21 protein-coding genes are annotated in these 20,410 nt (G+C 70.9%); 6 read left to right on the forward strand and 15 right to left on the reverse strand.

Annotation, left to right across the window (positions count from 1 at the left end; all coding sequences use genetic code 11):
• Positions 1-119: 119 nt before the first annotated feature.
• The 15 genes from cfa to ABJF88_12000 form a co-directional block, all read right to left on the reverse strand.
• Complete coding sequence (cfa, locus tag ABJF88_11930) at positions 120-1,421, reverse strand: cyclopropane fatty acyl phospholipid synthase (protein ID MEP0547634.1); 1,302 nt, start codon at positions 1,419-1,421, stop codon at positions 120-122.
• A 15-nt stretch (positions 1,422-1,436) separates the two neighbouring features.
• Entirely contained in the window at positions 1,437-2,147 is a 711-nt protein-coding gene (locus ABJF88_11935) for a hypothetical protein (GenBank protein ID MEP0547635.1), read from the reverse strand.
• Positions 2,147-2,794, reverse strand: a complete 648-nt coding sequence (locus ABJF88_11940) for a hypothetical protein (protein ID MEP0547636.1) — start codon at positions 2,792-2,794, stop codon at positions 2,147-2,149. Before ABJF88_11940 ends, ABJF88_11935 begins: the two co-directional genes overlap by 1 nt.
• Positions 2,794-3,375 (reverse strand): sigma-70 family RNA polymerase sigma factor, encoded by a 582-nt coding sequence (locus ABJF88_11945; GenBank protein ID MEP0547637.1) that lies wholly within the window; start codon positions 3,373-3,375, stop codon positions 2,794-2,796. The genes ABJF88_11940 and ABJF88_11945 overlap by 1 nt, the downstream gene beginning before the upstream one ends.
• 45 nt (positions 3,376-3,420) lie before the next feature.
• Complete coding sequence (locus ABJF88_11950; protein MEP0547638.1) at positions 3,421-4,149, reverse strand: isoprenylcysteine carboxylmethyltransferase family protein; 729 nt, start codon at positions 4,147-4,149, stop codon at positions 3,421-3,423.
• 85 nt (positions 4,150-4,234) lie between these two features.
• Positions 4,235-4,597 (reverse strand): P-II family nitrogen regulator, encoded by a 363-nt coding sequence (locus ABJF88_11955; GenBank protein MEP0547639.1) that lies wholly within the window; start codon positions 4,595-4,597, stop codon positions 4,235-4,237.
• A gap of 138 nt (positions 4,598-4,735) precedes the next feature.
• A complete protein-coding gene (locus ABJF88_11960; GenBank protein ID MEP0547640.1) occupies positions 4,736-5,176 on the reverse strand; it encodes a hypothetical protein in 441 nt (146 codons plus the stop codon).
• Positions 5,177-5,363: 187 nt separating this feature from the next.
• The gene (locus tag ABJF88_11965) at positions 5,364-6,176 is read right to left on the reverse strand and encodes a hypothetical protein (GenBank protein ID MEP0547641.1); all 813 of its coding nucleotides are present in this window, start codon (positions 6,174-6,176) and stop codon (positions 5,364-5,366) included.
• 52 nt (positions 6,177-6,228) lie between these two features.
• Complete coding sequence (locus tag ABJF88_11970; protein ID MEP0547642.1) at positions 6,229-7,722, reverse strand: multicopper oxidase family protein; 1,494 nt, start codon at positions 7,720-7,722, stop codon at positions 6,229-6,231.
• 45 nt (positions 7,723-7,767) lie between these two features.
• Positions 7,768-8,169: a DUF302 domain-containing protein gene (locus ABJF88_11975; GenBank protein MEP0547643.1), complete on the reverse strand. Its 402-nt coding sequence runs from the start codon at positions 8,167-8,169 to the stop codon at positions 7,768-7,770.
• Between the two features lie 16 nt (positions 8,170-8,185).
• Complete coding sequence (locus ABJF88_11980; protein MEP0547644.1) at positions 8,186-8,857, reverse strand: class I SAM-dependent methyltransferase; 672 nt, start codon at positions 8,855-8,857, stop codon at positions 8,186-8,188.
• Positions 8,858-8,874: 17 nt separating this feature from the next.
• Positions 8,875-9,111: an SHOCT domain-containing protein gene (locus ABJF88_11985; GenBank protein MEP0547645.1), complete on the reverse strand. Its 237-nt coding sequence runs from the start codon at positions 9,109-9,111 to the stop codon at positions 8,875-8,877.
• A 56-nt stretch (positions 9,112-9,167) separates the two neighbouring features.
• Positions 9,168-9,908 (reverse strand): copper resistance protein B, encoded by a 741-nt coding sequence (locus ABJF88_11990; protein MEP0547646.1) that lies wholly within the window; start codon positions 9,906-9,908, stop codon positions 9,168-9,170.
• A gap of 80 nt (positions 9,909-9,988) precedes the next feature.
• Positions 9,989-11,899 carry a copper resistance system multicopper oxidase gene (locus ABJF88_11995; protein MEP0547647.1) on the reverse strand — a complete coding sequence of 637 codons (1,911 nt, stop codon included), beginning with the start codon at positions 11,897-11,899 and terminating at the stop codon, positions 9,989-9,991.
• 187 nt (positions 11,900-12,086) lie between these two features.
• Positions 12,087-13,220, reverse strand: a complete 1,134-nt coding sequence (locus ABJF88_12000; GenBank protein ID MEP0547648.1) for a DUF2231 domain-containing protein — start codon at positions 13,218-13,220, stop codon at positions 12,087-12,089.
• 303 nt (positions 13,221-13,523) lie between these two features.
• Between ABJF88_12000 and ABJF88_12005 the strand changes: the two genes are divergently transcribed.
• From ABJF88_12005 to ABJF88_12030, 6 genes are all read left to right on the forward strand, one after another.
• The gene (locus ABJF88_12005; GenBank protein ID MEP0547649.1) at positions 13,524-14,291 is read left to right on the forward strand and encodes a response regulator transcription factor; all 768 of its coding nucleotides are present in this window, start codon (positions 13,524-13,526) and stop codon (positions 14,289-14,291) included.
• 6 nt (positions 14,292-14,297) lie between these two features.
• Entirely contained in the window at positions 14,298-15,794 is a 1,497-nt protein-coding gene (locus ABJF88_12010) for an ATP-binding protein (protein ID MEP0547650.1), read from the forward strand.
• Positions 15,795-15,922: 128 nt separating this feature from the next.
• A complete protein-coding gene (locus ABJF88_12015) occupies positions 15,923-16,774 on the forward strand; it encodes a DUF305 domain-containing protein (protein ID MEP0547651.1) in 852 nt (283 codons plus the stop codon).
• 72 nt (positions 16,775-16,846) lie between these two features.
• Positions 16,847-18,430 (forward strand): hypothetical protein, encoded by a 1,584-nt coding sequence (locus tag ABJF88_12020; protein ID MEP0547652.1) that lies wholly within the window; start codon positions 16,847-16,849, stop codon positions 18,428-18,430.
• Positions 18,431-18,530: 100 nt separating this feature from the next.
• Entirely contained in the window at positions 18,531-19,511 is a 981-nt protein-coding gene (locus ABJF88_12025) for a manganese catalase family protein (GenBank protein ID MEP0547653.1), read from the forward strand.
• A 36-nt stretch (positions 19,512-19,547) separates the two neighbouring features.
• Positions 19,548-20,390: a DsbA family protein gene (locus ABJF88_12030; protein MEP0547654.1), complete on the forward strand. Its 843-nt coding sequence runs from the start codon at positions 19,548-19,550 to the stop codon at positions 20,388-20,390.
• The last annotated feature ends 20 nt before the right edge of the window (positions 20,391-20,410 follow it).

The following is a 20,410-nucleotide window of genomic DNA, read 5'->3' on the forward strand; positions in this document are numbered from 1 at the left end:
CCTGGAGGTCGTGTTCGTGGCCGGCCGGGGCCGGACGGTTGTGGTCGTGCTCGTGAGCCATGATCGTAGGGGGTGAGGGGCGAGGTGGAACGGGAGTCAGGGGGGCGCTCGGGGCGTGATCAGCGGACGGAGGTGTAGCCCCCGGGGACGCCGTTCTTCGAGAGGACGAGCTGCCAGAGCTGCGCGCCGCGCGCGCGGAACAGCCCGGCGCTCTGGAGGAGGTAGTAGCGCCACATCCGCCGGAACCGCTCGTCGTAGCGTCCCCGGAGGGACGGCCAGGCGCGTTCGACGTTCTCGTGCCACGCCATCAGCGTCCGGTCGTAGTGGGCACCGAGGTTGTGCCAGTCCTCCATCACGAACCGCCCTTCGGTGGCCCGCCCGATCTGCCGGATCGAGGGGAGCACCGAGTTGGGGAAGATGTAGCGCTCGATCCAGGGGTCGGTCGACCGCGTGGAATGGTTGCCCCCGATGGTGTGGAGCAGGAAGAGGCCGTCGTCCTTGAGGTGCCGACGCACGACGTCCATGAACGTCCGGTACCGTTTCACGCCGACGTGCTCGAACATCCCGAGCGAGACGACGTGGTCGAACGGCTCCGGCTCCTCGAAGGCGCGGTAGTCCTGGAGGCGGACCTCGATCGGGAGGCCCTGTAGCCTCGCACGAGCAAAAGCCACCTGCTCCTCCGACACGGTGATGCCGACGCCCTGCGCCCCATAGCGCTCCGCGGCATAGGCGAGGAAGCTCCCCCACCCGCAGCCGACGTCGAGCACGCGGTCGCCCGGCTTCAGCCCGAGCTTGCGGCAGACGAGGTCGAGCTTGGCCTCCTGCGCCGCGTCGAGGGTGTCGGCCTCGGCCCAGTACGCGCAGGTGTAGACCATGCGCCGGTCGAGCATGGCCTCGAAGAGGTCGTTGCCGAGGTCGTAGTGGCGCTGCCCGACCTCGAAAGCCCTCGACAGGCGCGTCCGGTCGCCGAGGCGCGCAGTGAGCGCCTGGAGGAGCGTCCGTGGGCTGCGGATCGCACGCCGAACGGCGGCCCGGACGTCTGGACGGAGGAGGCGGTGGAACGTCTCGTCGAGGCGCTCGCCGTCCCACCACCCGTCCACGTAGCTCTCGCCGAGGCCGAGCGGGCCGCCGCGAACGACCCGCTTGTAGAAGCGCTCGTCGTGGACCTGGATGTCCCACGGGTTCGGGCCGTCGATGGCGAGCCCCGCGTGGTCCGCCAGCTCGAGGACGACGCAGTGGGCGGGCGAGGTACCGGGGTGGTGAAGTGGACGAGGGCGTTCCGGGGGCCGTTTCGCCGGGGACGCTCCCTCCGAGGACGAGTGCCGGGACGGCCCTGCAGGCTGTACGCGGGTGCCCCCTGCATCGCCGACCGCAGGTCGAGCGGACCCGTTAGAGGTGTGGACGTGAGAGACAGGCTTCATGAGGGACTGGCAGGTTCAGTCGGTGAGGGCTAGCACGACGGAGCTTCCGTCCGAGGCGGTGAGCACCTGGCGGGCGAGGCCGCGATTCGGGGTGACGATCTCCTCCATGCGGTAACTCTGCGAGCGGACGCGGACGCCGAGCACGTAGAACTTGAGGTCGAGCCGTGACGCGAGCGTGTAGGCGGCCGGCGGCCCCTGCGTGGGCTGCACGGTCCGGTCGCGCAGGGCGATCCGGCTCCGGCCGCCGAGGAACCCCACCACGCCCTGCTCGACGGTGGCCTCCAGGCTGACCGGGGGCAGGGAGCCTGCGACCGGAGACGAGGGGTAGAGGACCTCGCCGCCGGTGACGCGCACCCGCACGCGCCGCCCCTCCGCCCCGACGAGGGCCAGCACGCTCATCACCATGTCGGCGTTCTCCACCCGGCACCGGATCGTCGTGCGGACGGTGTCGGTGGAGCCCCCGGCCTCGTCGGAACCGATCACCGTCACGGCCACCTCGATCTCGCCGTCGGCCTGGCGGATGCTACCGACCTCTAGCTCCTGGGTCTTCTGGAGCCGGCCTTGCTCGTCGAGGGTGCGGCGCTCGTACCGGTTCCCCTCGATCAAGAGCAGCGGCATCGCCGGATCCTGGGCGTGGATGGGAGCGGCCCACCCGACGCTCACGGCCACAAGGGCCATGCAGGCGACGCACTTCGCGATGCACTTTATGGAGGCAGTACGAGCCATCAGCGAGGGATTTCGGTAGGGCTCGAGGCCCGGCGCCGCGCTTTGCGCAGGGTCATCAGGAAGCCGAGGACGGGGTCTTTGAGCTGGGCATGGTGGAGCACGTCCCAGTAGTCGCTGACGGTGCGCTGGAGGAACGCGACCACGTGGCCGAGGGGAACGACGAGGAGTCCCGGCTGCGCCACCGGCTCGACGACGGAGGCGAAGACCACGAGCCGAACGCGGTGCCCGGCAGGCATCGTGGTCGTCCCACGGTCGATCAAGGCCTGCGCGAGGGCGTGGGCCTGCTCGGGCGCGCAGCAGCCGAACCGGGCCAGGACCACCTCGAGGACGTCCGGGCGGAGGAGCCCTTCGTTGAGGCGGGCGCGCCCCTCCTTCACCTCCCCCACGATCATATCGGCCTCCGTGCTCGCCACGCCCAGCACGGGGTCCGGCTCGAAGCGGGGGGGCGTCTCGCCTCGTGCTCCGGCGTGGCCCACGGTCCCCGTGGTGAGGCGTCCGGCCCCGGGGAACCGGAAGGCCAGCACGTCGAGGTCCGTTAGCGTGCGGTGACCGCCGTGGCGGGCGGCTTCCAGCACCGGGTACTCGGTGACGGTGAGGTAGCCGTTGAGTTGGAGGTACGTGCGGACGAGGGCGACGGCGTGGTCCATCAGGGAGCCGGGTTGGATGGGCAGGCGCAGTCGGTGTGGTCGTCGTCGGGGCAGGCCGTGCAGAGGGCTTCGAGCCGCTCGCGGAGCTGCTGCCGGGCGCGGTGGCGGCGGACGTTGAGGTTGTTCCGGGTGATGCCGAGGCGGCGGGCCACGTCCTCGGGGTCCCGCCCCTCGAGCTCGATCTCCTCGATGAGCACGCGGTACTCCGGCTTGAGCGTCGGGAGCAGGGCGCGGAAGCAGAAGCACAACAGCGCGGCCTCCCGGGGGGAGACGGCCGGGTCGTGCTCGGCGGCGTAGTCCGTCATGGCACGGCGCTCGCGGGCGCGGCGGCGGTGGGTGTCGTGGACGGCGTTGCGGACGATGCGGTAGAACCACGGGATCAGCCGCTCGTCGTCGCGGAGGTCGGGCGCGGCCCGGAGCGCCTTGAGCAGGCTGTGCTGGAGGACGTCCTCGGCGCGGGCGGGCGCGACCCCCTGCCCCTCGATGAACGCGAGGAGGAGGTGGCGGCTCTCGGCGAGGAGGGCGTCGAGGCGCGCGGCCGTGGGCTCGGACTCGGCCGGTTGGGGTGGGTGAAGGGTCATGGTGTTCATCGGGATACAGACGCCGGAGCGGGCGTGCGCTTACAGTCAGGCCGTCGTGACCTCCGGGTCGTGCGGGATCGGCTCGCGTCTCTGACCCTCGTCTGAGGGCTCCTCCGAGGGTTCCTCGTAGCGGACGCCGGGGCGCGGGATGAAGCGGGGGACCTGCGCGGCGTAGGCGTCGTAGGCCGCGCCGAAGCGCGCACGGACCTCCCGCTCCTCGATGCGAGCGAGTCGGGCGTACATCCAGACCAGGACGGGAAACATCGCCAGCGTCAGGATCGTCGGCCACTGCACGAGGAAGCCGAGCAGGACGGCCACGAAGCCGACGTACTGCGGGTGGCGAACGCGGGCGTAGAGCCCCGTCGTCGCCAGACGGCCCTCGCGCTGCGCCTCGTAGAGCACGCGCCAGGCGCTCATGATCACGAGGACGCCGCCGCCGATGAGCACGTTGCTCAGCACGTGGAGCACGTTGAAGTGGGCCGCCCACGGGCTCCCCTCCCCGATGCCGAGGAGGGTCTGCCAGAGGTGGCCGGCGTCGTGCGAGAAGAGGTCGAGGCCGGGGTACCGGCTCCCGAGCCACCCCGACAGGAGGTAGATCGTCAGTGGGAACCCGTACATCTCCGCGAAGAGTGCCACGACGAAGGCGCTGAAGGCGCCGAACTGCCGCCAGTCGCGCCAGTTCTTCGGGCGCGTGAAGCTGAGGGCGAAGACGACGAAGATGGCCGACATGACGACGGCCATCAGCCAGTATCCGTATTCGTAAGGTCCGTTCATCGGAGGGTGGGGTCAGGGGACAGAGGGCCTCGGAGAGGCGGGCGATTTCAGCGGGAGCCGTGCGGGCAGGAGCCGCCGCGAGGGGTTAGCCCCCACAGCACGACGCGCCCCCGGTATCGGACGCCGGTGCGGGAGCGAGGGCGGGCTCCTGGGTGCGGATGTGGATGAAGGCCTCCACTGGGAGGACGGCGATGACGCCGTCGCCCCGCTGCCCCGTATGGGCGGCACCGTGGATGGCCTGGACGAGCGGCTTCACGTTGCCTTCGTCGGCGAACACCTCGAGGCGTGCGTGGCGGGAAAGGTTGTCCCGGCCGAACGTGTTGGCGTACTCGCCCGCGCCGCGGACGTGGGTGACGGTGAGGCCGGCGGCCCCGGCCGCTACGAGCGCTTCGCGCACCTTGTCGAGGCAGCACTCGCGGATGATCGCGTTGATCTTCTTGTAGGTCATCGTCGGAGGGGTCAGGGGTTGAAGAAGGCCAGGGGTTGAAGAAGAGGACGCGCCGCAGCGGGGCCGGCTGCGGGAGAGGGGGTGGTGGTTGGGCCAAGGCCCGTCCCTCCTGCCGCTGCACGGCCCTCGCTGCGGGCGTCACAGCGCGTCGTAGTCGTCCCGGTCGATCAGCCGCACGAGCTCGCCGGGGCTCAGGCACGACACCTCGTGCATCCGGTGGCTGTGGCGGACGGCCACCTCCACGCCGGCTACGTCGAGGCGGTTGAGGCAGTGGGAGACGCCGGCGGCATCCGGGGCGCAGTCCTCGTCGGTGAGGACGCGCGCCTGCACGGCGTGCGGGGCGACGGTGCCCCCGACGAGCTCGACCGGCACCACGCCGGGCTTATGCGGGAGCCGCTCCGCATCGGGGGTGATGAGGACGGCGCGGGCGTCGGCCCCGGCAGGTTGGAAGTGCGACACCCCGCTTCCCACCTCCGGCAGGGGTACGTCGGAGCGGCTCGCGAGGACACCGATGAAGATGAGGGCGACCGCGGCGGCGAGGCCGAAGAGGAGGGTGCGGCGGGCGAAGGGAGTACGCATGGCTCGGCGGGTAGGCGAGGGCAGTTCTGCGTGGGCGAGCACGGCTGGCCCCACGTGAGAGGCACCCGAGGGTGCGGCCTGCTCGCTGCTCTAAACCTCGCTCCGCGCACCTTTGTAAAGCCTTAGCGTAACCTGAAAGTCTGTTAAGGTGAGAGGCCTGGCCGGTGATGCGGAGGGCTAGGTGCCCTCACTCGCGCGAGGCGGAGGACCAGTGGACGGCGGCGATGCGCCAGCCGTCCGGGGCCGCGGCGTCGCGGCGGAGGAGCGCCGCGACGACGGCGCGGTCTCCGGCGGCGAGCGCGGTGTGGAAGCGGTCGGCCGTGCGGCTGGCGGCCTCCGCGGCACGGGCGTCGTCGGCCGACATCGGCCCGCGCTGCATGCCGTCCATCCGGCTGTGGTCCATGCCTTCCATCTGGTCGTGGTCCATGCCGCCCGGCATCATGCCGCCCTCCTTCATTCGCTCCTTCATGCCTTCCATCATCTGGCGCATCTCCGGGTCCGCCATCATCCGCTCGCGCATGGCGGGGTCGGCCATCATCTTCTGGTGCATCCGCATCATCCGCTGCATCATGGCCTGGCGCTCGTCCGGCGACATCGCCTGCATCCGCTCCATCATCCGCTCGTGCATCTGCTGCATCTGCTGCCGGCGCTCGTCGGGCGAGAGGGCGGCCATCCGCTCGCGCATCGCGGCCATGTCGTGGTCGCCGCCCATCATGGGGTCGCCCTCCATCATCTCGTGCATCATCTGACGCATCTCGGGGGCGGCCATCATCATCCGGTGCATGGCGGAGTCGGCCATCATGCGCTCGTGCATCCGCATCATCTGCGGCATCATGGCTTGCATGTCCTCCATGCTCATCATGCCGTCGTGGTCCATCATGCCGCCGTGCTCCATCGGCATGGCCTTCATGGTGTCGGGGTGCTGGTGTTGGTGCTCCTGCGCGGAGGCGGCGGGCGTGAGCGCGAGCAGGAGGGCGAGGGTACACAGGGTGCGTTTCATGGCGGTACGGGGTTGAGTTGGGTTCTCGTGAGGAGCCGGGAGGCTCGAAGGGCTAGACGTATCGGACTTCGCGGGCCATCCCCGCCTCCAGATGGTAGACGTTGTGGCAGTGGAAGAACCACCGGCCGGGGTTGTCGGCGACGAACTCGAAGGCCGCGCGGCCCATGTGCGCCGGGACGAGGACGGTGTCCTTCCGCACGCCGCCCGAGCGGAGGTCGCCGGTGCGGAAGAAGTGGCCGTGGAGGTGCATCGGGTGGATCATCGGGCTGCGGTTGAACATGGTCACCCGGACGCGCTCACCCTCGCGGATCTCCAGCGGCTCGGCGTCGGGGTAGGCCTGCCCGTCGATGGTCCACGCCGACGACATCATCCCGCCCGAGAGCGTGAGGTCGAACGTGCGGTCCGGCCGTGCGGGGGGCGGGGCGTCCTCGACGCCGCGGAGGTCGTCGAGGCGGAGGAGCCGGCCGTTGCCCAGACCGTCTGGGAGCGCCCCGGCGGGCGGACGCGCCGCTGCGGCATCGCGGTAGCGCAGGACGGCCTGGGCCGGGGCGCTGTCGCCCTCGACCGTAGCCGCCGCGATCGGCCACGCGCCGGGGTTGTCGGCCTCGAGGACGACGTCGTAGCGTTCGCCCATGCTGACGAGGAGGGCGTCGACGGTGACGGGGCGGACGGGGTAGCCGTCGGCGTGGGTGACGGTGAGGCGGTGGCCGCCGACGGCGAAGCGGAAGGTCGTCGCGCCGGAGGGGTTCATGACCCGCATCCGGAGCCGCTCGCCGCGCCGGACCTCGACGGCGACGGGGTCGCTGGGGAGCCTGCCGTTGATGAGGAGGCCGGCGTACGGGGGCACCTGGCCGCCCATCATCCCGCCTCTCCTCCCCTGGCCCATCATGCCACGCCCGCCCATCATGCCGCCGCGCCCTCCACCGGTAGGACTGTCAGCGAGGGGCTCGGGCGTGCCCGGCAGGTAGTCGTCGAGGACGAGCGTGACCTCGCGATCGTAGGCCACGTGCGGCTCGCGCTCCTCGACGATGAGGGGGGCGATGAGCCCGCGGTCGAGCTGGAGGCCGACGTGGCTGTGGTAGAGGTAGCTCCCGGCCGGCTCGGCGGCGAAAGCGTAGACGAACTCCCCGCCCGGCGGGATCGGCTCCTGCGTCAGCCCCGGCACGCCGTCCATCGGGTTGGGCACGGGGATGCCATGCCAGTGGATCGTGGTGTCCGCCGGAAGCCGGTTCACGACCGTCGCCTCCAGCCGTTGGCCCTCCTGCAATCGGATCTCCGGCCCGGGGTACTCGCCGTTGTAGCCCCACGTGCGCCACACCTCGCCGGGGCCGACCTCGACCTCGATCTCCTCTGCCACGAGGCGGACCCGACGGGCCGGGCCCGCCGAGGCAGCGGCCTCTCGGGCGACCTCGTAGCTCGGCGCGCCAGGCACCGATACCGGCGCAGTGCGCGCCTTCGGGGAGGGGGTAGAGGTGTCTGTCCGGCAGCCGACGAGGACGGCGGCCCCGGCGAGGGCGGTCTGTTGGAGGAAGTGGCGACGGTCCATGAGAGGGCCTCGGTAGATTCAGGAGCGACAGGTCAGCATGCGCAGCTACGCGGCGTCTACAGCGCGGCGCAGGCGATCGCGGATCTCGGTCGCGATCTCGCCGAGCGCGTCGTTCTCGACGGCCGACACCGAGGCGACGGGGTCCACGGCAGCGATCTCTGTCTGCCCGTCGCCGGCGTCGTGGAGGATCACGTTGCACGGGAGCATCGTCCCGATGAGCGGCTCGGCCTGGAGCGCGCGGTGCGCGGCGGGCGGGTTGCAGGCCCCGAGGATCTTGTAGGGGCGGAAGTCGACGTCGAGCTTCTCCTTGAGCGTCGCCTGCACATCGATCTCGGTGAGGACGCCGAAGCCTTCCTCGGCGAGGGCATCGCGGACGCGGGCCTCGGCTTCTTCGAGGGAGACGTCGACGGTACGGGTGTAGTAGTAGGTGCCGGTTTTCGTGTTCATGGGAGGTCTCAGCGGGTCAGAGGGGTTTGTGGGCGTCGATGCGGCGGAAAAGCCCGAGGGGTGTGAGGGGCCGGGCGTGGTCGAGGTGCCAGCCGGCGGCGCGGACGTTCCCGACGGTGCGCCGGGCGATGTGGACGCCGGTGCGGCGGTGGATGGGGCCGTCGAGCCGGTCCAACACGCGGCCTAGCGCCTCGGCGTCGGCACGCTGGTGCTCGATGAGGTGCAGGCGCCCGCCGGGCTTCGTGACGCGGAGGGCTTCGCGGAGTCCTGCTACCGGGTCCGGTACGGAGCAGAAGACGAACGTGGCGACGGCCTCGTCGAAGGTGTCGTCGGCGAAGTCGAGGTGCTCGGCGTCCATCCGGTAGAGGGCGGCGGCCTTCGCCGGGTGGCGGGCTAGCACGCGGCGGGCCCGCTCCAGCATCCCCTCGGAGAGGTCCACGGCGGTGACTTGGACGCCTTCCGGGTAGTACGGCACGTTCTTCCCTGTCCCGACACCGACCTCGATCACCTCCGGCCCTTCGATGCGTTGCCACAGCGCCTTCCGCCAGCGGCGGTAGAGGAGCTGCTCGACGGGCCACTCCAGGGCATCGTAGAAGCGGGCGTGGCGGTCGTAGGCGCGCCGGGTGTGAGCGGTCTGCGCGTCGTCCGGAATCTTGTCCGGGATGGTAGGGTTGGGTGCGGCAGTCATGGCGGTAGCGTGTGGCTTCAGCGGTCGCGGAGGAGGACGGCCTTCCGCTCCTCGTATTCCTCCGTCGCGATCTCGCCGTCGGCGTAGCGGCGCTGGAGGCGGTCGAGCGGGAGTTCGTGCGGGTTCGTCGCCGTCGGTTCCGAAGGGGCGGGCGGGCGGCGGGTGAACGTCCACCAGACGGCCACAATCGCGGCGATCCAGAAGAGCCACCAGAACCAGTGCATGCCGATCATGTAGTGCGGGAAGTCGTACATCGCAGGAATTGTTTGGTGTGATCAGGGGTACGGAAGGCGTCCGAGGTCACGAGGCGCTATCGCCAGAGACGGACGCCGACGACGAAGAGCACCTCGCTGGTCTCCTCGCCCTCGGCCTCGGCGAAGTCGGCCGCGCCGCCGAACCGGTTCAGCCAGCTCACGCCGACGTACGGAGCGATCTCGCGCCGGATCTCGTAGCGGAGCCGTAGCCCGAGCTCGACGTCGTTCAGCCCGGCCCCGACGCCCCACTCCTCGACCTCCTGGAGCGCGACGTTGACCTCGGCCTCGGGCTGGACGACGAGGCGCTGCGTGAGGAGGAGGTCGTAGGATCCCTCGAACCGCGCCGAGAGGTCGCCCTCGGCCGAGAGGAAGAGCGCGGGCTCGACCTCGAACCAGTACGGCGCGAGTCCTTCGAGCCCGACGGCGAGGAGGGGCCGGGCGCGCACGTCGCCCCCGCCGAACTCGGTGTCGAGCCTCAGCCCGGCCTGGGCCTCGAAGTAGGGGCTGATGAGGCGGCTGTAGAGCGCTTGGGCCTCGGCCTCGCCTTCGCCCTCGGCGACGAGCCCCTCGCCCTCGGCCTTGAGCCAGAACCGGGTGTAGTCGTTGCCGATCCGGTAGAACCCTTCGAGGGCGGCGGGGACGCCGTCGGCCGCAGGGGCCACCTCGAAGAGGTCGAGGAGGGCGAGGCTGTAGAGGTGCTGGTCGCCGGCGACGCCCTCGTCCGGGCGGAAGGCGGGGTACTCGGGGAAGGGCGGCTCGTCCTGGGCCACGGCGGGCGCGGCGGCGAGAAGGAGCATGAGGGACAGAAGAAGGAAGCGAGGCATAGCAGCAGGCGAGGAGATGAGCGAGAGTGCGGTCGGGGGCCAACCCTACGGGGTCACCCCCGCGACGGGTAGAGTGCGGCGATCTGGTCGGGACCCCACTCCTCGGCGCGCTGGACCATCGCCACCCTGAACATGCCGAGCTCCATGTGGTAGAGCACGTGGCAGTGGAAGGCCCACGGCCCGAGCGCGTCGACCTCGACGAGGAGCGAGAGCCGCTCGGCCGGCTTCACGATGACGGTGTGGACGCGGGGGATGCGCTCGCCGTGGCCGTTCTCGAGCTCCATCCACATCCCGTGGAGGTGCATCGGGTGGTTCATCATCGTGTCGTTCACCATCGTGAGCCGCACGCGCTCGCCGTAGACGAGCGGGATGAGCGGCTCCTCGGCGTAGGTCTTCCCGTTGATCGACCACATGTAGCGCTCCATGTTGCCGGTGAGGTGGAGCTCGATCTCGCGGTCGGGCGCGCGGCGCGGCTCCGCGTGGAGCGCCTTGAGGTCGGTGTAGACGAGGACGCGGTGGGGGGCGTCTTCCAGCCCGACGCCGGGCTCGTGGAGGCGGCTCCGCGTGACGTCCGGGGCCATCGCATTGGCCGGGCCGTGGCCGTCTGCGCCGTGGGGCGTCGGCTCGGGGAGCGTGCCGGGCGGGCGGAGGCCGGCGTGGTCGACGCCCGGCATCGCCACTTCGTCCGTGTTCATGCCGTGGTCCATCCCCCCGTGACCCATCACCGGAGCAGCGGCCTCGGGGTGGTCGAGCGCAGGAGGCTCGGCCATCCCCTCCATCGCGCCATGATCCATGCCGCCGTCGCCCATGTCCATCCCGGCGTGGTCCATCCCGGCGCCGCCGTGGGCCATCCCCATGTCCATCATCGTGAGGCTCGGGCGCTCGCGCTGCTCGGGGACCGGGGCTGTCATGCCGGGACGCGGGGCGAGCGTGCCACGCGCGTAGCCCGAGCGGTCCATCGACTCGGCGAAGACGGTGTAGGCGCGGTCACCGGGCTCGACGACGACATCGTAGGTCTCGGCGATGCCGATGCGGAACTCGTCCACGGTGACGGGCTCGACGTGCTGCCCGCTCGCCTGCATGACGGTGAGCGGGAGGCCGGGGATGCGGACGTCGTAGAACGTCCCCGCACTCGCGTTGACGAAGCGGAGGCGGACGCGCTCGCCGGGGCGGAAGAGCGCGCTCCAGCCGGGCTCCGGCGCCTGCCCGTTCATGAGGAAGGTGTACGTCGCCCCCGTGATGTCGGCGATGTCGGTGGGGTCCATCCGCATCCCGTCCCAACTCAGCCGGTCCCCAAGCGGCATCCCCTCGCCCGAGAGCAGGCCGGCGAGCGTCTGCCGCTGGAAGTTGTAGTAGTTCGGCCGCGCCTTGAGGTTGTCGAGCACGGCGTGGGGGTCCTCGAACGTCCAGTCCGAGAGGACGACGACGAGCTCGCGGTCGAACCGGTAGGGCTCACTGCCGGCCGGGTCGATCACGAGCGGGCCGTAGTGGCCGAGCTGCTCCTGGAAGGCCGAGTGGCTGTGGTACCAGTACGTCCCGAACTGCCGGATCGGGTAGCGGTACTCGAAGGTCGAGCGCGCGGGGATGCCGGGGAAGTTCACGTTCGGCACGCCGTCCTGGCTGTTGGGGAGGATGAGGCCGTGCCAGTGGACCGAGGTGTCCTCGTCCAGCCGGTTGTGGACGCGGATGATGGCCTCGTCGCCCTCGGTGAAGCGCAGCAGCGGGCCGGGGACCCCGCCGTTGATCGTGACGGCCTCGCCCTCGTCGCCGCCGAAGAACAGCTTCGTCCGGTCGATGTAGAGGTCGTACTCGACGAGGCTGCCGGCGCGGCGGGTCGGGGCGAGGCCGGGGGGGCGAAGCGGGTCGCTGGGGAGGGCGGAGCGCGCCCACGCGGGCGTGACGGCGCTGACCCCGGCGAGGAGGCCGAAGGCGGAGGCGTTGCGGAGGAAGAGGCGGCGGTTCATGGCGGAGAGTGGCAGCAGGGGCAGAGAGCGGCAGTAGGGGCAGAGGTGTCGGCTAGAGTGTTCTACAGGTGGGAGCGCGCGGAGTGCGCGGAGAGCACCTTAAAAGCCCCAAAGGTTGGGGTTCAAACGCGATTCGAGCGGCTTTTTCAGGCTCGGGGGCTCGTTCCGGGTCGTTCACTGGGAAGGGTCATTCCGTGACGGGGACGGCTTCGAGGCGGAGGAGCCGGAGCGGGCCGGAGCCGTCGAGGAGGAGGCCGGAGCGCCCCGCCGTCGCCGCGTCGCCGTGGCCGTGGGCGGCGAGCTCGCCGCCGAGGTAGCCCCGGAAGTGGGTGCCGTAGGCGACGGCGCGCAGGGTGACGGGGCCACCCTCGAACGCGCCGGCATCGTAGGCCTTCTCGTCGAACGTCTCCACCGTGCCGCCGCGGACGCGGCCCTGCCGGACGGTGCCCCCGCTCGCGCGCTTCTCAACGGCGAGGAAGTCGTAGTTCCGGGCGTCCTGGACGTGGTGGACGAGGGCAGCGCGGCCGGTGAAGCCCGAGAGGTCGAGCTCGGCCTGCACCTCGACGCCCTCGACCGGCTCGCCGGCGGTGAAGAAGACCGTGCGGCGCGGGCGGAGTACGACGCCGCCGTCCCCCGCTTCAGCGGAAGCCGCTTCGGCAGCAAGGTCGGCCCGCTCGCCTTCGAGGAAACGGAGGCCGCCGGGGAGCGTGCCCGCCGTGGCTTCCCAGCGCCACGCGCCTTCGCCCGTCGTCTGGAGCACGGGGGCGTCCATCGCAGCCATCTCCTCCGCCGTCATGCCTGCGTGGTCGCCGCCGGGGTCATCCGGCTGGGCCTCGGCGAAGGGGTCTGCTTCGGCCGCCTCGACGGCGCGGACGCCCACGCCGAGGTCGTAGACGAGCCGCGCGCCGTGTTCAGCCGTCTCGAAGACGAGCACGAGTCCGGCCGCGCCGAGGAGGACGAGTGGGAGGTGGACGGCGAGCCGTCCGTCCTTCTCCCAGAAGGCCGCGGCGAGCCGCACGAGCCCGTAGATGCCGAAGGCCCACACCGTCCACAGCGCCCAGTCGGCGTGCTCCCCGACGGCAGCGATCGCCGTCGTCGGGAGATCGAGGCCGTCGGCGGCTGCGCGGCCCGTGAAGAAGGTGACGACGGCGGCGACGGCCCCGAGCGCGTAGAGCCCCACGGCCGCGTAGCGAACGCCAGGAAAGCGCCGCCGCACGACGAGCGCCGCGGTATCGACGAGGACGGCGGCGAAGAGGAGCGCGATCGGGAAGTGGACGACGAGGGGGTGGACGTTTGGGGCCCACTCGGGGACGAGGTTCATCGGCGTGGTGTGGGGTCGTTGGAGCGGTAGGGCGAGAGGCTCCGCCCGACGAGGACGAGCGAGCCGACGAGGAGGCCGAACCAGGCGGCGACGAGGGCGGTCAACATGGTGGATCCGAGGGTGGTAAAGACGGAGCCCGAAGCGGGCGTACGGGGCTATCCTACGCGGTACTACCTGTGGAGAACCTTGCGCGGCCCTTAAAAAGCGTTAAGGTGGTGACCCCTGCGTGCCCGAGCGGGTATCCATAGCGGTCAACGTTCTATCCTAGCCGAGTCCGATCTATATCCTAGCCGAGTCCGATCTATGACGTGGGTCCTCCTCATCGAAGACGAAGCGCGCCTCGCCGACAGCGTGAAGCGCGGGCTCGAAGAAGAGGGGTTCACCGTGGACCTCGCCCGCGACGCCCGCGAGGGCGAGGCGAAGGCCCTCGCCAACGGCTACGACGCCTTCGTCGTGGACTGGCGGCTCCCGCACGGCGACGGCAAGGCCATCGTCGAGGCGCTCCGCGCCGAGGGGCGGCGCGAGCCCGTCCTCATGCTCACGGCCCTCGGCGACGTCTCGCACCGCGTGGCCGGGCTCGAAGCCGGGGCCGACGACTACCTCCCCAAGCCGTTCGCCTTCGAGGAGCTCGTCGCGAGGCTCCGCGCCCTCCTGCGCCGCCCCCCGCTCCAGCAGCAGGAGCGGACCCTGCGCGCAGGCGCGCTCACGATGGACACGGCGAGCCGCCGCGTCACCCTCGCGGGGCCTCGCGCCGAGGCGCTCTTCAACCTCCGCCCGAAGGAGCACGCCCTCCTCGAGTTCCTCCTCCGCGGCGCCGGCGCCGTCCGCTCCCGCACGGTCATCGCCGAGCGCGTGTGGGGCGACGCGCTCTACGTCACCGACAACGCCCTCGACGTGACCGTCTCGGGGCTCCGGCAGAAGCTGGCCGATGCGAGCCGCGAGGCCGGCACCCGCGCTCCCGAGGTCGAGACCGTGCGCGGCGTGGGCTACCGCCTCTCTGAGGGGGCCTCTGCGGACGGCGCGTCCTCCGATGCTGCGTCCACCGGTGAGACATCTATCGACGAGGAGTAGGACCCGATGCGCCGCTTCCCCCTCCCCATCTCCGTCCGTCTGGCCCTCTTCTACGGGCTGACGCTGCTGTTGCTCTTGAGCGCGTTCGCCGTCTTCTGCTACACCGGCTTCCACCTCGCGCTCCACCGCGACTTCGACCGCCACCTCACGCACGAGCAGCGCGAGCTCCTCCCGTTCGTGGTCGTCGACGGCGAGGTGAGGTTCGAGGGGCTGGAGGAACTGACCTCGGTCGCCTACCGGACCGACGGCATCTACGGCACCTACGTCCGCCTCCTCACGCCCGAGGGCGAGGTGCGCTACCGGAGCCCCAACTTCGACGAGCACGCCCCCCTCCCCGTCGCCCTGCCGGACGCCGTGGACGAAACGTCGATCAGCCGTGCGTGGGAGGGCCTGCCCGCCCGGACGCGCTACGTCCCCCTCCGCACAGCGGGTGCTGACGGCGAAGGCCGTGCCGGCAGCGAGGTGCTCGTGGGGTGGCTCGAAGTGACCGGCTTCGAGTGGAGCCTCCACCAGGAGCTCCACCGGCTCCGGCGCACGCTCACCATCGGCGTCGTCTTCAGCACGCTCTTCGCCCTCCTCGGCGGGTGGTGGCTGGCCCGGCGGACGCTCCGCCCCGTGGCGGCGATGACGGAGGCGGCCCGGCGGATGAGCGAGGCCGAGGGGCGCGGGGCGTTCGCGGACCGCCTCCCGGCCGACTTCGGCCCGCCGGACGAGCTGACCGAGCTGGCCGAGACGTTCAACGGCCTCCTCGCGCGCCTCGAAGCCTCGGTCGCGCGCGAGCGGCGGTTCACGGCGAACGCCGCGCACGAGCTCCTCACCCCGCTCGCCACGCTCCGCAGCGAGGCCGAGGTCGCCCTCCGGCGCGAGCGCGACGCTGGGGCTTACCGCGAGGCGTTGGGGAACCTCCTCCTCGACGTCGAGCGGATGACGGCGACGGTCCGCGGCCTCCTCGAGCTCGCCCGTGCCGAGCGCCTCGAAAAACGGCCCGAAGACCGCATCGACCTCGGGGCACTCGTGGCGGAGCGCGCCGCCCGCCTCCGCCCGGAGGCCGAGGCCAAAGGGCTCACGCTCGACGCCGTCGTCGCGCCGGGCATCACCGTCACGGCCGAGGCGGCCCCCCTCGCCGAGATCGTCGACAACCTCCTCCGGAACGCCGTGAAGTACACGCCCGCCGGTGGGCGCGTGACGGTCGAGCTCGCACACGGAGCGGCCGATGGGGTGGCCGACGGGAGCCGAGGCGATGCGGCACCGGCGGGGGAAGCCGTGCTGCGCGTCCGCGACACCGGGATCGGCTTCGCCCCGGAGGAGGCGGACCACCTCTTCGACCGGTTCTACCGCTCCGACGACGCGGCCGTGCAGGCCGAGACGGGCAGCGGGCTCGGCCTCGCCGTCGCCCGCGCCATCGCCGAGGCCTACGGCGGGAGCGTCCGCGCCGAGAGCGCCGGGCCGGGGCAGGGGGCGACGTTCGAGGTCCGGCTCCCCTTCCTCACGAACCACGCATAGTGGCAACCCTACGTGGCAGCAACCTTAGCGGGATTTAAGGTTGGGCGGTGGCTCCTGTCCGGTGCTGTGGGGTAGAATGGAGGGCCCCTCTCTCACCCGCTCTTCCATCACCTGCCGCTCTCCCATCCATGTCCTACACACGATTCTTCGCCATGATCGTCACCTCGACGGTGGCGATGTTCATCCTCATGTACTCCACGGTCTACTCGCTGGACCACGTCTTCTGGAGCAGCACGAAGACGTACATGGCGCTCTACATGGGCGCCACGATGGCCGTCATCATGCTGGCCTTCATGCTGAAGATGTACGACAACAAGAAGGCCAACGTCGCCATCTTCGTGGGCAGCGCTCTGCTCTTCGTCGTCGTGTTCTGGGTGTTCCGGTCGCAGGCGAACGTGGGCGACGTGACGTACATGCGGCAGATGATCCCGCACCACTCCCTCGCGATTCTTACGAGCGAGCGGGCCAACATCACGGACCCCCGCGTCCGCCGCCTCGCCGACGACATCATCCTGGCGCAGCGCGAGGAGATCGCCGAGATGGAGGCGCTCATCGCCGACCTCGAGGACGCCGACTACGAAGGGCGGGAGGAGATCCCGCCGTCGGTGCCTCCGATGGAGGGCGGCTCCGAAGACGTCCAACCCCACTTCGAGCTTGCGGCCGAGCCGCTGCAGGGCGACGTGGTGATGCTCGAGAAGGTGGCCGTCCCGTCAGACGCGTGGGTCGTCGCGCACCCCGCCGCGCCGGGCGGCGGGCCGGACGCCTCGCGGATCCTGGGGCGCTCGTTCCTGCTGCACGGCGAGACGGAGCGCGTGCCCGTCGCCCTCGACGCCCGCGTGGCGAGCGGCGCCACCCTTTTCCTCATGCTCCACGACGACACCGGCGAGCTCGGCCGGTTCGAGTTCGGCGGTGCGGGCACGCCCGATCAGCCCCTGATGCAGGGCGGCAGCCCCGTCGTCCAGTCGTTCGTGGTCGAGTGAGCCCTCCGGCTCCGGTCCCCACGCGGGGCTGGGGCCACCCCTCTCCCTTCTCCCTTCCAGCCTCTCTCTCCCATGCGTAGTGCTGCTGTTGTCCTCGCCCTGTTCCTAACCGTTGGATGTGGAACGACTGAGGAGGCCGCCAGCCCCGACGCGGGCGCCGACCTCCGGTACGAGTGGCCTCAGCGCGGCTCGCAGGGTACCGCCGCCGAGCGCCCCGTCCGGCCTGCCGACATCGTCGTCCCCGAAGGGTACCGGATCGAGGCCGTCGCCCGCGGCCTCAGCTACGCCACCGACGTCACGTGGGACGCCGATGGCGCGATGTACGTCTCCGAGACGGGCGGCCACACCTACGGCACCGGCCCCGAGGACGCCCCGCCCGCCCGCATCCTCCGCGTCCGCCCCGACGGCTCTACCGAGGTCGTCTACGACGCCGTCGTCCCGATGGCGGAGATCCGCCGGCACGCGAGCACGGCCGAGATGCCCGAGGGGCTCATCCCTCCCATCCTCGGCATCACGTTCCACGAGCCGAGCGGGCTGATCTACGTCGCCCACCGGGGCCGCTACTCCACGTTCGACCCCGCGACGGGCACCTTCGAGACCGTCATCGACGGGATCCCTTCGTGGGGCTTCTTCCACAACAACAAGGCCGTCTTCGGGCCGGACGGGAAGATGTACTTCGTCGTCTCGACGCAGGGGAACGCCGGCCCCATCGACACGCACTGGCTGGAGGTGATCGAGGCGTTCGACAAGCACGACGCGCACGAGGCCCCGTGCGAGGACGTGGAGGTGACGGGCCTCGACCTCTTCGTCCCGAACAAGCTCACGAAGGACGACGAGAACGACTCCCTCCGCGCCGAGGTCTACGTCCCCTACGGCGTGGACACGGAGATGGGGCAGACCATCGAGGGCGAGCCGTGGTGCCACGGTGCGCTCTACCGCGCCGACGCCGACGGCGCGAACCCCGAGGTCGTCGCGTGGGGCCTCCGCTCGAACTACGGGTACGGCTTCGCCGAGGACGGCGCGCTCTACGTCACCCAGAACTCGGGCAACATCATGCCGCCGCGCCCGATCTACGACGACTGGGAGACGGTCTACCGCATCGAGGAGGGCGCGTGGTACGGGTGGCCCGATTTCTACAGCAGCGTCCCCATCACCGACGCCCGGTTCCGCCGCCCCAACGACCCCGACTTCAAGGGCAAACCGTTCGACCACCAGTTCTCGCTCACCGAGGCCACGCGCCGGCGCCTGCTCCAGGGCCGCGACCGACCGCCGTCCCCCGTGGCGCAGCTTCCCGTCCACAGCGCCGCGCAGGGCATGGCGATGGGCCGCCGCGCTTTTGGGCTTGACCCGGACGAGGCGCTCGTGGCCGAGTTCGGCTCCATCATTCCGTACTACAAGGACCCCGGTGGCTGGCCTGGCTTCCGCGTCCAGAAGGTGGACCTCTCGACCGGGGAGGTCACGGACTGGCTCGTCAACCGCTCCCGGAAGCCGGCCTCGGCTACAAGCGGGGGCGGGCTCGAGCGGCCGATCCAGGTCGTCTACGGCCCCGACGGCGCCCTCTACGTCGTGGACTTCGGCACCATCGAGTTCACAGAGCAGGGGATGACGGCCTACCCCCGCACCGGCGTCGTCTGGAAGGTCTCCCGCGAGGGCTGACCCCAGCCTAGGATAGGGGGCGCCCCGTTCGCGAGCCGGCGGGGCGCCCCCTATCCTAGGCTCGCCCCTCTCCCCTCTCTTCTCTTCTTGGAGGTATCTCATGTTCTATCACGTCAAGGAGCTCCAATTCAACGCCCGCGTCTCCGAGCCCGACCCCCGCTTCGCCCGCCTACTCCTGGAGCAGTTCGGCGGAGCGAACGGCGAGCTGGCCGCGGCCATGCAGTACTTCGTCCAGGCCTTCGCCGCGCGCCAGCCGCACCCCGACAAGTACGACCTCTTGATGGACATCGCCACCGAGGAGTTCAGCCACCTCGAGATCGTCGGGGCCACGATCCAGATGCTCCTCGACGGCATCGGCGGCGAGCTCAAGGACGCCGCCAACGAGTCGGAGATCATGCAGCTCCTCGACGGCACCGACAAGAAGGAGGCGTTCATCCACGAGGCGATGACGAACCCGCAGTTCATGGTGCTCTCCGGCGGCGGGCCGACGCTCACCAACAGCAACGGCGTTCCGTGGACGGCCGCCTACGTCAACGCCAACGGCGACCTGACGGTGGACCTCCGCTCGGACATGGCCGCCGAGACGCGCGCGAAGATCGTCTACGAGTACCTCATGCAGTTCACCGACGACCCCTACGTCCACGACACCCTCCGCTTCCTCATGACGCGGGAGGTGGCGCACTACCAGATGTTCCACGCGGCGCTCGAGACGATCCAGCCCAACTTCCCGATGGGCACCCGCCAGAGCGACCCCCGCTACTCGAACTCCTACTTCAACCTCTCGAACGGCGCCAGCGCGCGCGGCCCCTGGAATGAGGGGCAGAGCCCGGACCTCGGCGAGGACTGGGTCTACGTCGAGGATCCCATCGAGCACGTCCGCCGGACGCAGGGGATGGTCGTGGACCACGAGCCGCGCGGGACGAGCCGGACTGAGGAGGAGGTCCAGCAGAAGAACAAGGAGTTGGGCAAGCAGCGGAAGGAGGAGGCGAAGGCGAAGACGCCTAAGGGGGCGAACCAGTGGTCCTCGTACCCGCAGAAGGACGTGGACAGCCCGATGGGCATCGAGACCGAGGAGAAGTAGCCCATGCCCGCGCCTTCCACTCGGCCGCCGGTGGGGGTGGCCCTCGCAACCGAGGCCGCCCCCGCCGTCGAGGCCGTCTACTACACCGATCCGCTCTGCTCGTGGAGCTGGGGCTTCGAGCCGCCGCTGCGCCGGCTCCGGTACGAGTTCGGCCGCACGCTCGGCTGGCGGACGCGGATGACCGGCCTGATCCCGAGCTGGGACCGGTTCAGCGACCCCGTCAACGCCGTCAGCCGCCCGCTCCAGATGGGGCCGGTCTGCGTCGAGGTCCGCCACCGGACGGGGCAGCCGCTCGACGACCGGGTGTGGGTGGAGAAACCGCCGGCCTCGTCGTACCCGGCGTGCCTCGCCGTCAAAGCGGCCGGGCTCCAGTCGGACGCCGCCGCCGAGGCCGTACTCCGGCGCCTCCGCGAGGCGCTTTTTCTGGAGCGGCGGGACGTCTCCGACCCCGCCGTCCTCCGCGCCCTCGCCCGCAGCGTAGCCGACGCCCGCCCCGACCTCCTCGACTTCAGCCGCTTCTCGACCGACCTCGGCGGGCCGGAGGCCGAGGCGGCCTTCCGCGACGACCTCCGCGAGGCCCGCTACCTCGGCCTCACCCGGACGCCCGCCCTCACACTCCGCCGCGCCGACGGCGCTGACGACGGACAGGGCAGGACGCTCCTCCTCGTGGGCTATCGCCCCTACGACGTGCTCCGCTGCGCGCTCGATCACCTCGGCCTCGTGCCCGAGCGGCGGGCCGATGATCCCGACGTCTACGCTGCCTTCTGGGGCGGTGCCACCGACCGTGAGATCACCGAAGCCCTCGGCCTCGACGTCCCCGGCCCCCGTGATGAATCTCAGACGGAACACGCAACGCCCTCCTGTTCCAACGCCGCCTGACCGCCACCGAACTCTGCTGC

Source organism: Rhodothermales bacterium, assembly GCA_039944855.1.
Classification (GTDB): Bacteria; Bacteroidota; Rhodothermia; order Rhodothermales; family JANQRZ01; genus JBBSMX01.